This window comes from Streptomyces sp. NPDC058375, assembly GCF_042723425.1.
In the GTDB taxonomy this organism is placed as follows: Bacteria; Actinomycetota; Actinomycetes; order Streptomycetales; family Streptomycetaceae; genus Streptomyces; species Streptomyces durocortorensis.
Genome location: NZ_JBHXJG010000226.1, coordinates 1 through 11,852 on the forward strand (window position 1 = coordinate 1; position 11,852 = coordinate 11,852).

The following is an 11,852-nucleotide window of genomic DNA, read 5'->3' on the forward strand; positions in this document are numbered from 1 at the left end:
GGAACAACTCCCACAACTCGTCCGGCACCAACCGCTCAACGATCCCCACCATGACTCACAGAATACCGAGTCACCCAAATGAGATGACCTCTTAGGTGTCTCCGCGTCGGGGCAGTGGCCGGGGTCGTCGAGCCGGAGGTAGTGCACGGTGCCGATGGTGCCGCAGCGGCACCATCGGCGGCAGCGTGTCCCAGCCCAGGGCGGGCAGCAGCGGCTCCAGCTCGGCCGGGGCTTAGGAGGAGACCAGGACCAGGCCGGCGGGGAGGTCCGCGAGCGCCCGCCCGATTGCCGGGTCGAGGGCGAGGCACAGGCCGCGCGGGCGCGGGTACACCGTCGCCGCCCAGTCCCGCCAGGCGGCCGACTCCACGGCGTGCATGGTGTGTCCGGCGGGCAGCGGCCTGCCGTACGGGGACAGCACCCCGTCGATCTCAACAGCAGTATAGGAACGCACAGCAGAATATCGCCGTCCAGAACGCCGCGAAATTCCCCAAATACTGCACACTGCGGGAGAGTTGGGGCGTAGTGCCATACGAACGGCGCGGCGGTTTCGCGGCTGAGCGGGTGGGCCCCGTGCGGGCGCTGGCTGCAGTCGGCTGCCTCTGCTACTCGCCGAGGCGGAGATCGCCGGGAGGAAGGTCGAGGCCTTTGAGCTTGAACTTGCCCGCGACGGCATCAGTGACCTGCCGGACGTCGTTACGCAGGCGCAGCAGGGCGGAGTTGAACGCAGCGTCCTCGCCTTCACGGAAGGCGTGCCCCTCGGGCCCGCCGGTCTCGATGAAGTCCACGAAACTGGCGCGGATCAGGCGGAGCCACTCGCGCAGATCTCCGCCGGGCTTTTGGATCTGTTCCAGGTAGGCGGACAGGCTGCGTCGGCATTCGTTGGCCGATTCCAGGCAGTACCGTGCATCCCGGTGGCTGCGTCCCCGGCCGATGGTCAGGACCCGCCTGTCCGCGAGGAAGTCGAGTACCTGCTGCGCGACCAGCTTGTCCGACTTCGTGAACTCCCAGTTCGCGCTGAAGCCTACGGCCCCCGCACCGGTCTGCCTGATACCCATAAATCCTCCAGCCGAGATCACCGTGGGTCTCGCCCATCACATCAAGTTTCCAGCGACGTCCGACAGTCGACTTCACGCCACCCCAACCAGCACCTGACGTGCCGGGGAGGGCGTCTGCGGCGACCCCGGCCAGGAAAAGGCCCCCTCGGCGGCAGCATTCGCACCGAAATTGCGACCACGAATTCATTTCTGGCGGCTTTCTCCGGGCCCTCTTTCGGTGACGGGTGACCCTATACCGGTGTGTCTGGAAATTCTGTGGGCGGGTTAGCGGAGAGGGTTATCCGGCGGCACGGCGGCCGGGTTGGTGGGTGTTGCTGGCGGGTTCTCCGATGATGACGCGGGAGCAGGGGCCGCCAGCCGTCGAGGAACATCGGCCGGGTGGTGCCCTAGGCGTGGCGGCGCAGGTCCGCGGTCCGGTTTCAGAGGGTGCGGACCCGGGGGTCCTCGCAGACGCGGTCAACAATGGCCCGCAGTGCGCTGTTGCCGAACGCGCCCTGGCGGAGCTGGGCGAGCAGGGGCGGCGCCCAGTGCTACTCCCACTGCGCGCACTGGTCGCGGCCCGGCCCCGGGAGCAGCAGGTGGACCATCACGTTCGCTCCCGGCCGGGCGGCCCACGGGCCGGCCCGTGCGGCGTGGCGGTTGAAGGCGATGACGGAAAAGTCGCCCGACTCCCGCAGCGCGGGGAACGGCAACCGGGCGATGTGGTCGCGCAGGTCGCCGGGGGCGTCCGGCGCGACGGGGGGCGAGCAACGGCGGCACCGGCGGCCCGGCCCACCGATACAGAGCCGTCTGTTCGTCGGGGTAAAGGGCCGGCACGCGAGCGATCCCGGCGATGACGTCTCGGTCACCTGTTTGCTATCCCAAACAGTCATTCCCCATGTAACTGCGGATTGTCAGTGCGCCCCGTCATGCTGCTCTTGACCAGAGTCTGCCCGGCCAGCTGGTGCCAACCAGCAGATTGAGCAGGCAGCGAACGCGCGAAAGGGGCCACGTAGTGGAAGTGAAGGCGACCGAGGAGCAGGCCGCAGCACGAGATGCCTTCACTGCCGGCCGTGATCTAGCCTTGGTGGCAGGTGCCGGTACGGGCAAGACATCGACGCTGGTGATGATGGGGGGCGCGTCCCGCCGCCGCGGTATGTACATCGCGTTCAACAAGCCCATCGCCCTGGAGGCCAAGGCCCGGTTCGGACCCAACGTTCACTGCAGCACCTCGCACGCGCTTGCCTACCGCGCGGTGGGAAGTCGCTTCCAGACCCGACTGGAAGCCACCCGTCACATGCCGCTGTGGCGCACCGCCCAGCTCCTCAACCTGGACCGGGACTTGCCGTCGGCCCCCGCCGCCTGAAGGCCACGACCCTGGCCTACCTCGTGATGGAGATGGTCAAGCACTTCTGCTACTCCACCGACCAGCAGATCACAGCCCGGCATCTCGGCACGGTCAACGGGCTCGACGACGCGGCCCAGCAGTACGTCGTGCAAGGGCTGCTGCCCCGGGCCCGGTGGGCATGGGACGACATCTGCTCCGTGAACGGCACCCTGCCCTTCACACACGACCACTATCTGAAGATGTGGGCGCTCACCCGCCCCCGCCTGCGCGCCGACTACTCCTGCTGGACGAGGGGCACAGGACACCAACCCGGTCCTCGACCCGATTGGAACCCCTCCGAGGGAATCCATCAGGCTCTGCTCCGCCTCTTCGCGGGTCAGTCCGTTGCCCTTGGCGAGCTGGTCGATGAAGCCCGCATACGCTCCGGTCTGAATCCCCCCGGGGCTGACGGCGTTTACTCGCACGCCTCGTGGGGCCAGTTCGTTCGCGAGACCCTTGCTGTACGTACGCAGGGCACCCTTCGCTGACGCGTACGGCAACGTCGCGTCGTGCAATGGCATCTGACGCTGAATCGACGTGACGTGGACAACTACTCCTGATCCAGCCTCCACCATTGCCGGCAGCAGTGCTCGATCCAGTCGGACAGCTCCCAAGAAGTTCAGGTTGAGCTCCGCCAACCAGTGCTCCTCAGTCGCTGCAGCGAATCCGCCAGGCGGGGTCGACGATCCTCCGACAACGTGCACCAGGATGTCCAGCGCACCTCCCTCAGAAATCTTGGAGACTACAACCTCAACACCGCCCACCGTGGAGGTGTCCGCCTCGATGAACCGATCGGGGCGCTCGTAGCCGCCGGGCATAGTGCGTGCCGTGGTCCACACGTCGGCACCCATCTCTCGCAGTCTCTCCACGACGGCCTTACCCGAGCCCTTCGAACCGCCCGTGACCAGCGCCCGGCGACCGTTGAGACGATCGCGAACTGAACTAGACATTTTTCTCTCCACTGAAGATTGAGGTGATGCGGGTTCGGTCAGGCCGGGTGATTGGCGATGACGAGTTCGGCGATGAGGTCGTCCAGCAGCGCGAACCGGTAGTCGAGCTCAGCGCCGCCTCCCGGGAAGGTGCCTTCGAGCCGCACGGTTACCACCCAATGGGTGTCATCGACGCGGTGAGCGCCGATCTGCTCGGTCGTGTATTCGAACTCGGACCCGGCGTCCCGCAGGAACGCGTAGGTCTCCTCCCGGCCGCGGAAGGTCTCGTCCTGGTCGACGATCACCGCATCCTCTGCGAGGAACGACGAGGCGGCGTCGGCGTCGCGGACGATGTGGGCACCCAAGAACTGGCGCACGGCGGTCGGGAGCAGATCGGACGGAAGATCGGTGTGCTGTGTCATGAGCCCACCGTGTGACCTCGCGGCGCAGGAGGGTCAAGCCGTGGACTCTCCCCCAGGGGGAACGTTCAGAATGAGGGGATGCTGACCATTGGTGAGTTCTCGCGGCTGACCCACTTGAGCGTGCGGACCCTGCGCCGGTATCACGAGGCGGCCCTGCTGGAACCTGCCGTGGTGGACGAGACCACCGGCTACCGCTACTACGGCGTCGATCAAATCCCGACCGCGCAGGTCATCCACCGGCTCCGCGAGCTCGACGTCCCCCTGAGCGATGTGCAGCGAATCCTGCGGACCCCCGACCCTGGTGCCCGGGCGGCGTTGGTCGCGGAGCACCTGCAACGCCTCGAGGATGCGCTCGACCGCACCCGGGCCGCAGTCGTGTCGCTGCGCCGCCTGCTGAGGCCCGATCCCGCGCCCATCGACGTCGAGCTACGTGCGGAGCCCGCACGGACGGTCGCGGCGGTGGAGGCCGTAGTCGGGCATCGCGACATCGAGATCTGGTACGCAGGCGCGATGGCCGAATTGGAGGCGGCCGTCGGCGCCGACGTGACCGGACCGCCGGGCGGCAGCTACGACAACGCCCTTTTCGAGCAGGAGCGCGGTCACGCGCTCGTTTACCTGCCGTCAGCTGCGCCACCTCGCACCGGACGCGTGCACCCCGTGAGTCTGCCGACCGCGGAACTTGCGATCACCACCCATGTCGGCGAGCACAACGGCATCGAGGTCACGTACGGCGAACTCGGGACTTGGGTGGTGGAGAACGCGATGTCGGTGGCCGGGCCGGTGCGGGAGGTCTACGTTGTCGGCCCCCGTGACACGAGCGATCCCGCTGCGTGGCGCACCGAGATCGGCTGGCCGGTCTTCCGTGTCACCTGAGGCGGACAGTGCGGTGCGGAGTTGTGGAACGACCGCACACGTTGAACCTCGCGCTCTCACGAGTTTGGAGCACCGAGGCGTGATCAATAAGCAGAGAGCGCTCCTGAACTGCAACGATTGGACTCTTCTAGGGTCCTGTTGGCTCTACGGAAAGAGGTACTCCCGGAGGAGAAACGTATCGGGTCATACCCGCGTGTCCGCATCGAGAGCGGCGGTCGGACGGTGGTCTCGCAGGCCGGGGGCATGCTGCTGGTCGAGACCGTACGCAAGGCCGGCTTGGACACCGCGATATCAGCGGCGCTGATGCCGTGGCGGAAGCCGAGGGCCGTCCACGATCCGGGCAAGGTCCTCCCGGACGTGGCCCTGGCGGTCGCCTTGGGCGGTGACTGCCGTGCGGATGCCGGAATGCTGCGGGCGGAGCCGGCTGTGTTCGGGCCGGTGGCCTCCGACCCGACAATCTCCCGCCTCATCAACACCCTCGCCGCCTCCGACGAGAAGGCTCTGGCGGAGGCCCGTGCTGCCCGGGCCGAAGCGCGCGCCCGGTCTGGAAGTTGGCCGGCGAGCGGGCGCCGGATGCGGACGGGACGGCGACCGTGGACCTCGACGGGGTGCTGGTGGTCGCGCACTCGGACAAGGAGGACGCCGCACCCACCTGGAAGCGAACCCACGGCCACCACCCGCTGATGGGCGTTCGTCGACCACGGGCCGGGCGGCACCGGTGAGCCGGTCGCGGCTCTGCTCAGACCGGGTAACGCGGGCTGGCTCAGCTGCCGAAGGAGTACCGGCGCGGGCACCGGACCCTGATCCGCACCGACTCCGCCGGCTACAGCTACGTGTCCTCGATCGGCTAGGCCGCCTGACCGCAGTCCCGGACAACGTCCGACCCGGTAACGCAGTCGGCGGGTGCGAAGCGACGCGCGGCCGATGACCTCCTGGAGGCGGAGCGGATCGCTGCCGACTGCAAGGAGACGGCAGCCCGGCAAGCGCAGGACGAGAAGGCTGCGGCCGCGGTGGCGGCCTCCGACTCCCGCCCGACCGGACGCCCGCAGCCCGCCTGCCCGGCAACGGACGGCACCAGCCGGCCCGCTCCAACTCGGCCCGCAGCGCGCTCACGTCGTCGCCCTGGCCATGCCCGTGCTCCTGGCGGTGACAGTGGAACAAAACAGGGATTCCGCCGCCCTTTCTGCGATGCCCTCCCAGGCGGGCTACGGAGCCTTGCTCGCGGGCGGAGGCGTGAGGGACGGTTCGATGGTCGACCGGACGTAGATCCGCGTGGTACCGGGTGTGAACTCGTGGGCGAAGAGGTCGACGCAGCGTTCGAGGTATTTGCCCTCCGGGGACGCGAGGTCGTCCGGGCACAGACTGGCCTTTCGCAGGCCCTGGACGAACGTCTGCGGTTCGGGCAGTCCGAGGTGACCGAAGGCGGCGGCGGGCCGGTAGCCCTTCTCCTCGGGGTGAGAGTTCCCGATCATCTCGGTGCCGCTCCGGATGAGACGGCCCGTGTACCGCTCCGCGTCCTCGCTCGGCAGGACGAAGGCGAGCAGGCCGGTGTCGTAACGCTGGCCGGTCTTGTAGCCCGACCGTCGATCCGAGGCTCCCTCCGGAATGCGGATACCGAGCTGGTCACTCATCCAGGCGGGCGTGGCTCCTTCTTCCCAGCAACACGTCATCTCCTGGTCCGTCAGGTCCGACGACACGTCATCGGCAACCCACGACACCACACCGATCGCGGTGGCGGCGCAGGCAAGGAACACCGCAACGACGACGACTGCGACCGGCACACGACGACGGCGCACGGGCTGCCCGTCGGCAGCGGTCTGGGGGGAGGTGTCCATCAGTGATCCTCTATCGCGCTTCCTGCTGTTCACGACCCGGATCCGCCCGGTCACCCTCACGGCCCGGCGGATCCGGCTGCGGCAGAGAGCCCTGGTTCGGGGCGGGTCCGCCCAGATCGTAGTGTTTGACGGAACTGCTGCCCGCCATGTCGAACTCCTGGGCGATGCCCGTGGTGTGGAGGCGGGCCATCTGGCCATCCGGAATGCTCATCTCGCTGCCCCACGGGAGATCGATGGTCACGCCTTTGCTCTCGTCCCAGTTGTAGCGGTCCCAGGCGTTGGCCTGGTAGTCGAGACCGACTTTGGGCTGTCCGTTCTCGTCCGGCACGACAGTGACCACCCCCGTCACGTTCGACCGGGTGGACCCAACTGCGTAGAACCAGTTGTTGTCGACATCGGGCGTGAAGGCGAAGTCCCGGTTTCCGGTCTCCACCGGCATCGAGACGGGTTGTCCGCCATTGCGCCGGAACTCTGCGAGAGCGTCGTCGCGCCAAGCGGCCTGGTGTTCCTTGATGCCGTCCTCGATGTGCGCGTTGAAGCTGGGCACGTCCGACATCATCTTGTCGACGGGCAGGTTCATGTCCGTCCCGCTGTTCCCGAGGTAGTGAGCCATGTGCCGCGCGGCGTCGTTGTCGCCCTTCCAGTCGGCGGCCTCGGCGATCAGGTTCATCTTCTCCCGGGTCCTTCGCTCCTCGGCTCCCGGATCTTCGACACCGTGGGGCCCGGAGCCACGGTCCGGGGCGGCCTTCTTGACGGTCGGAGCGAGCAGTCCCGCCGCGAGAAGGTCGCCCTTGTGCCCGGTCCACAACTCCGCACGAGCCTGAGGGCTCAGCGATGTCCACAGCCGCCGCAGCTCGGCCCGCTGCGCCGTGTTCGCATCGCCCCCGAGCGAGGCGAGCTTGGTGGCCCGGGGGAGCTGGTCCTCGTCGAGCGAGGTGTACGTCGCGTGCCCCGCGTTGTGCGGGTCACCGCCGTGGCTTCGCTTCAGAGCCCGGGTCACGGCGGCGTCGATCTCCGCCGCATGCGCCACCAGACCCGTGAGGGCGTCGGCGTACCACTGCATCAGGTCCTTGGTCCGCTGGGAGGTGCCTTCCACACCGCAGAAGGCCTCCATGACCTTCACGGTCCCGTTGGGCCCGTCCGACACCAACAGCCCCGGATCAGGGCCCGCCGACCGGTCAGGATCGCCCTTACGGGCTTCCGCGGAAAGCTCGCGAGCACGCTTCTGCACGTGCTTCAGTTCGGCGTGGCCGTCCTGGAGGACTGCCACGATGCTCTGGGCCTCCTGTTGGACGAACTCCTTGGTCACGGCAGCGTTCAGCCCTGCCCGGTCGGCCCCGTCGGACAGCGGGAGGAGACCGCTGTAGACCTCGGTCCTCAGCCTTTTCAGACCGGCCGCCGTCGAGGACCAGTCGTCAGCCGCCGAGCTCAGCTTGCCCAGGTCGGCTTCGATCAGATCGTGTATGAGAACGCCCCCATGCTGTCCCGCTCCCCCTGATCACTTCGCGTACTTCTGCAATTCCGACACCGGCACGGCGGAGCCGTCTCGCCGCTTGAAAGCGGCGGTGATCTCCGCCTCGTCGTTGGCGTGCGACTTCTTCGAGTAGTCCAGGTGGTTGGAGATGTGCGCGAACATCTGCAGGACCGTCTTCACCTGTGAAGTCCAGACTTCGAGAGTGGTGTACAACTCGCCACCCGCGCTGAAGTTCCGGCCCTGCAACTCCGCTGCGGCCCGGGCCGTGGTTCCCGCGCCGGCCTTGTCGGCGCCGGCCCCCGCCACGGCAGCACGCTTCCGCAGCTCGCCGTGGACCCGGAAGGCCTCGTTACCGACCGCGCCCAACTCGTCCCGGTGCACCACGAGGTCGGAATCGGTGCCGGACGCCGGAACACCGGCCGGGCCCCAGCCGTGTTGAGGCTCATCTGCGCCGACTGCCTATCTCGCGCGTCGGACTTGAGTGCCGCCCACTCGTCGTCGTACGTCATGGGCCCCCCGCCCCTGATCGAGAACAACGGTTCACTCTAGCAACGGGGTTGGAGCCACGCTCCGGGACCAGGGCCTCAGGGTCTCCGGGCTCCTGGCGGCGGGGTGGCCGGTGCCGCTGCTGTGGGAGGTGGTCGCCCGCCCGCTGCGCCGCACGGTCGGCGCGGTGATCTCCGGCCGCCTCAAGGCCGCCGCCGCGATGCCCGTCCCCGCTCCGCAGCCGGCACCGCCGCGGTGCCCCACCAAGCCCCCGGCCCGGACCGCACCGCATCGGGGGAGGGGCGCCGCTGGGAGGACGGTCCGACGCCCACCCAGCCCGCGTGGGCTGACCTGGAGCAGCAGCAGGAGCAGTTGCGGCGCGGCATCGACCGGCATCCGGTCTGCGAGGCCGACGACGGCCACTGCCCGATCCTCGCCGTCGTCGGCGAGACCCAGTGCGCCCAACACCTCGGCTGGCCCCTCTGCCCCGGCCACGACGGACACACCTGCACCGCCCGCACCCGCACCGGCGGCCAGTGCGCCACCTGCCAGGACGAAGCCCGCTACGCCCGGCTCGACGCCGAGCTGCCCGTGACCCCGGCCGATGACGGCACCTGCCCCGGCCACGATGGTTCGCGCGGCCGGGCGGCTTCCCGGGAGACGTGTTCTGCTGGCGCTGCCGTGTTGCCGCCCAGCGCGACCGTGACCGCGTCATCCTGGAATGGGAAACCGTCCGCGACGCAGCCGTCGCCGCCGCCAAGGCACAAAAGGCCCCGGAGGCGGCCCCAGCGCCGTTCTGAGCGCCGACCTCCCCGCCTCGGGCCTCCTCCCGGTCGCCCGGGGCGGGGATCGGCACCCAGCGGCCCGTACGAGCGCGACGTGGGCCCGCCCCGGATCGGGGCAGGCCCCCATGCCACCGGTGGGGGTGGTGGATGTGCAGCGGGAGAGGCAAGCTGCCCGTCCCTTCCTCCGGGAGGAGAAAGGGACGGGCAGCGGCGTGTTCGTGCTCTCGCTCAGGTAGACGGCAGGCAGTGGTCGGGGCAGGAACCGGACATATTCTTGAACGCTGCCCTGGTCTCTGATCCGGCGATTCCGTTGAGATGTCCGTTGTATCCGAAGTAGTAGAGGTACCTCTGCAACGCCGTCACCGTGTTGGGCCCGACGATTCCGTCGATGCTGTCCTTGTAGCTGTACTTCTTCTTGAGGAAGCGCTGCATCGCCTTCCAGCTGTTGGTGCCGAGCTGCCCGTCGATCGCGTCGTTGTAGCCCCAGCGGGCCTTCAGCGCACGCTGCACGTTCTTGGCCTGCGCGCTGCTCAGGCCGAGGTTGTTCACCGCGGCGACGGAGACGTCCTGGGTGCTCGCCGCGGTTTCGGCGGCCTGCGGGGACGCCGCGAAGCTGGTACCCGCGCCCGCCACCGTTGCGGCGGTGAGGCCGACGACGGCGGCGGTGGTGAGGCTGATGACGGTCCTCGTCAATGCGTTCGGTCGCATGCTTTCCCTTGAGTCGTGGGGCGGCACCTGCCGTGCCGCCGGCTTTGCGACATCAGAGTGCGGGGCGGGCAGCGAGGGGGCCACGGTTGCTGCGGAAATGACCTCCTCGTGGGACGTCTCAGCCGCTGACCTGCGGGGACGCCGTCCGCTTCGACGGTATGGCGGGACGGTGGGACGAGCGGCGTCCGATTTCCGTACGGGCGCGGGAGCCATGTTCGGGTGCAGTCCGTTGCGGTTCTTATCCCGCGAGCGCGACTCCGGCGGCGGCCACCAGGCCGTCAGCCGCCCCGATCGCCCGCTCCCGGCCCCCTGGAGCGCGGCCGTGCCGTCGACCGCCCCGGGCTGTTGCCGGACATCTCGCGCCCCTTGGCCGGACGACGCCACCACAATTGCCCAGGGCTCGTGGTCAGGCAGTCAGGCGCATGGTGCCGGCGGCAACACGCCTTGCAAGAATGCTTCCTGCACGCATGCTTCTACGGGGGTGGGTTCGTTGGTCTGGTTCGCGGAGAGGTTCCTCTGGGACGGGGAGCGTCCTGAATGGACGTGGGATCCATTGAAGTCCGTGGGGCCCATGCGGTTCGGTCAGAGCAGGGAGGAGGTCTCAGCCGATCTGGGCGAGCCGATTGATGCATGGGACGTCAAGAAGTACGCGCGTTGGTACCCCTTCTACGGGGTTGGCATCGACACCTACGACGACCCGGAGACTGGGACGCTGGCTGCAGTAGCTGTCGACGCCTGCCGGGGGCCGCAGGTAAGCATCGGCGGCACTCCTCTGGTTGGCCGACTGCCCTCGGAGCTCGAACCCTGGCTTGAGGAGACCGCGTCGAGACTTGAGGATCCGTCCCTGCCAGAGTACGTGGACGGCCTGCGCTTCGGGCCCCGCGGGGAGCCGTATCTCCTCAGTGGGCTATGCGAGGCCAGGAATGGATCGAGGACCTGATCCCCGACACGGAGTGGCTGACGTATTGAGCGATGTCCAACCTCATGTTGACGCGTGGGGGAGGACGAGGACGGCCTTCACGACGTCGGTGATTCGGTTTGGTGCTGCAGCGGAGCTTGCGTAGGAGGCGCCAGTTCTTGAGAGTGGCCATGGCCTGCTCGCCGAGACAGCGGATCTTGGCGTGGGTGGTGTTGTGGCGATGCTTCCACCGCTTGAGGTGTCGCCCCCGAAACGGTACGCGGACGGGTCCGCCGGCGCCTTGATACGCCTTGTCCGCCCAGCACCGGAGTCCTGCTTCAGTAAGGGCTGCGATGATCCCGTGATGTCGCGCGGCGGTCAGGTCGTGAGCCGAGCCGGGCAGAGCCGGCGAGATCCAGAGAAGCCGCCCGAACGGATCGGTGAGGACCTGCACGTTCATGCCGTGGCGCTTGTGCTTCCCGGAGTAGTAGGGAGTGTCAGCGGCGATGCGGTCGATCGGCAGCAGGGTGCCGTCCAGGATGACGAACGCCTTCTGCCGGATAGTCCGCATCGTCACGGCAAGGGGGGCGAAGGCGGACAGCGCCTCGACGGCTTCACGTATGTAGCGGCAGACCGTCGCGATCCCGATGCCGAACCCGGCGGCCAGCTGGGCATAGGTGTCACCGCACCTCAGGTGGGCCAGGGCGAGAAGTGCCTGTCGCGAGGCGGGAAGGCGTCGCCACCGCGTTCCGATGTCCTGCCGTCTGGCCGCCAGTAGTCCGGTCAGGAACCGCAAGGTGCGGCCGGAACAGATAATCGAGGATGGATAAACAAGCACGCGCAGCTCCTGGCAGACAAGGGTGGTCATGATCGAGAACCCGTCTACCAGCAGCTTCGTCGTTGTGCAGGACCGTCCAACGCGCGGACACCACCACCAGGTCGGAAAAGGCTCATTGTGTTAAGCGTTGCAATTCTCGCCGTACGGAACGACGTTCCCCCAAAGGCCGGGGCGGCCTTTGGG

11 protein-coding genes and 3 pseudogenes are annotated in these 11,852 nt (G+C 68.2%); 4 read left to right on the plus strand and 10 right to left on the minus strand.

The features are described 5' to 3' along the window. Positions 1–232: 232 nt before the first annotated feature. The 3 genes from ACFWM7_RS27830 to ACFWM7_RS27840 form a co-directional block, all read right to left on the minus strand. On the minus strand, positions 233–451 hold the full coding sequence (locus tag ACFWM7_RS27830) for a hypothetical protein (RefSeq protein WP_383265441.1): 219 nt from the start codon (positions 449–451) through the stop codon (positions 233–235). A 151-nt stretch (positions 452–602) separates the two neighbouring features. Further along, on the minus strand, positions 603–1,055 hold the full coding sequence (locus ACFWM7_RS27835; protein WP_383265444.1) for a hypothetical protein: 453 nt from the start codon (positions 1,053–1,055) through the stop codon (positions 603–605). A gap of 530 nt (positions 1,056–1,585) precedes the next feature. Then, on the minus strand, positions 1,586–1,747 hold the full coding sequence (locus ACFWM7_RS27840) for a hypothetical protein (RefSeq protein WP_383265447.1): 162 nt from the start codon (positions 1,745–1,747) through the stop codon (positions 1,586–1,588). A gap of 302 nt (positions 1,748–2,049) precedes the next feature. On the opposite strand from ACFWM7_RS27840, the gene ACFWM7_RS27845 reads away from it, so the two are divergent. Beyond that, a complete protein-coding gene (locus ACFWM7_RS27845) occupies positions 2,050–2,400 on the plus strand; it encodes a hypothetical protein (protein WP_383265450.1) in 351 nt (116 codons plus the stop codon). Between the two features lie 245 nt (positions 2,401–2,645). Here the strand turns inward: ACFWM7_RS27845 and ACFWM7_RS27850 are convergent. Further along, positions 2,646–3,371, minus strand: a pseudogene (locus ACFWM7_RS27850) (SDR family oxidoreductase); the annotation flags it as partial. A 38-nt stretch (positions 3,372–3,409) separates the two neighbouring features. Then, the gene (locus ACFWM7_RS27855) at positions 3,410–3,772 is read right to left on the minus strand and encodes a nuclear transport factor 2 family protein (RefSeq protein WP_383265453.1); all 363 of its coding nucleotides are present in this window, start codon (positions 3,770–3,772) and stop codon (positions 3,410–3,412) included. A 78-nt stretch (positions 3,773–3,850) separates the two neighbouring features. On the opposite strand from ACFWM7_RS27855, the gene ACFWM7_RS27860 reads away from it, so the two are divergent. Together ACFWM7_RS27860 and ACFWM7_RS27865 are read left to right on the plus strand one after the other, a co-directional pair. Next, a complete protein-coding gene (locus ACFWM7_RS27860; protein ID WP_383265456.1) occupies positions 3,851–4,645 on the plus strand; it encodes a MerR family transcriptional regulator in 795 nt (264 codons plus the stop codon). Between the two features lie 177 nt (positions 4,646–4,822). Next, positions 4,823–5,469, plus strand: a pseudogene (locus ACFWM7_RS27865) (transposase); the annotation flags it as partial. 381 nt (positions 5,470–5,850) lie between these two features. On the opposite strand, the gene ACFWM7_RS27870 reads toward ACFWM7_RS27865, so the two are convergent. The 4 genes from ACFWM7_RS27870 to ACFWM7_RS27885 form a co-directional block, all read right to left on the minus strand. Continuing rightward, positions 5,851–6,480 carry a hypothetical protein gene (locus ACFWM7_RS27870; RefSeq protein ID WP_383265459.1) on the minus strand — a complete coding sequence of 210 codons (630 nt, stop codon included), beginning with the start codon at positions 6,478–6,480 and terminating at the stop codon, positions 5,851–5,853. 10 nt (positions 6,481–6,490) lie between these two features. Next, positions 6,491–7,789, minus strand: a complete 1,299-nt coding sequence (locus ACFWM7_RS27875; RefSeq protein ID WP_383265462.1) for a hypothetical protein — start codon at positions 7,787–7,789, stop codon at positions 6,491–6,493. A gap of 189 nt (positions 7,790–7,978) precedes the next feature. Next, on the minus strand, positions 7,979–8,338 hold the full coding sequence (locus ACFWM7_RS27880; RefSeq protein ID WP_383265465.1) for a hypothetical protein: 360 nt from the start codon (positions 8,336–8,338) through the stop codon (positions 7,979–7,981). Positions 8,339–9,453: 1,115 nt separating this feature from the next. Next, positions 9,454–9,933, minus strand: a complete 480-nt coding sequence (locus ACFWM7_RS27885) for a peptidoglycan-binding protein (RefSeq protein WP_383265468.1) — start codon at positions 9,931–9,933, stop codon at positions 9,454–9,456. Positions 9,934–10,423: 490 nt separating this feature from the next. Between ACFWM7_RS27885 and ACFWM7_RS27890 the strand changes: the two genes are divergently transcribed. After that, a complete protein-coding gene (locus ACFWM7_RS27890; RefSeq protein WP_383265471.1) occupies positions 10,424–10,873 on the plus strand; it encodes a hypothetical protein in 450 nt (149 codons plus the stop codon). Positions 10,874–10,915: 42 nt separating this feature from the next. Here the strand turns inward: ACFWM7_RS27890 and ACFWM7_RS27895 are convergent. Then, positions 10,916–11,669, minus strand: a pseudogene (locus tag ACFWM7_RS27895) (transposase family protein). Between the last annotated feature and the right edge of the window lie 183 nt (positions 11,670–11,852).

What these genes read in the sequence shown, in the direction of transcription:
- ACFWM7_RS27835 (WP_383265444.1), bottom strand. Translation starts at nt 1,055, where the DNA reads ATGGGTATCAGGCAGACCGGTGCGGGGGCCGTAGGCTTCAGCGCGAAC.
- ACFWM7_RS27855 (WP_383265453.1), bottom strand. Translation starts at nt 3,772, where the DNA reads ATGACACAGCACACCGATCTTCCGTCCGATCTGCTCCCGACCGCCGTG.
- ACFWM7_RS27860 (WP_383265456.1), top strand. Translation starts at nt 3,851, where the DNA reads ATGCTGACCATTGGTGAGTTCTCGCGGCTGACCCACTTGAGCGTGCGG.
- ACFWM7_RS27870 (WP_383265459.1), bottom strand. Translation starts at nt 6,480, where the DNA reads ATGGACACCTCCCCCCAGACCGCTGCCGACGGGCAGCCCGTGCGCCGT.
- ACFWM7_RS27885 (WP_383265468.1), bottom strand. Translation starts at nt 9,933, where the DNA reads ATGCGACCGAACGCATTGACGAGGACCGTCATCAGCCTCACCACCGCC.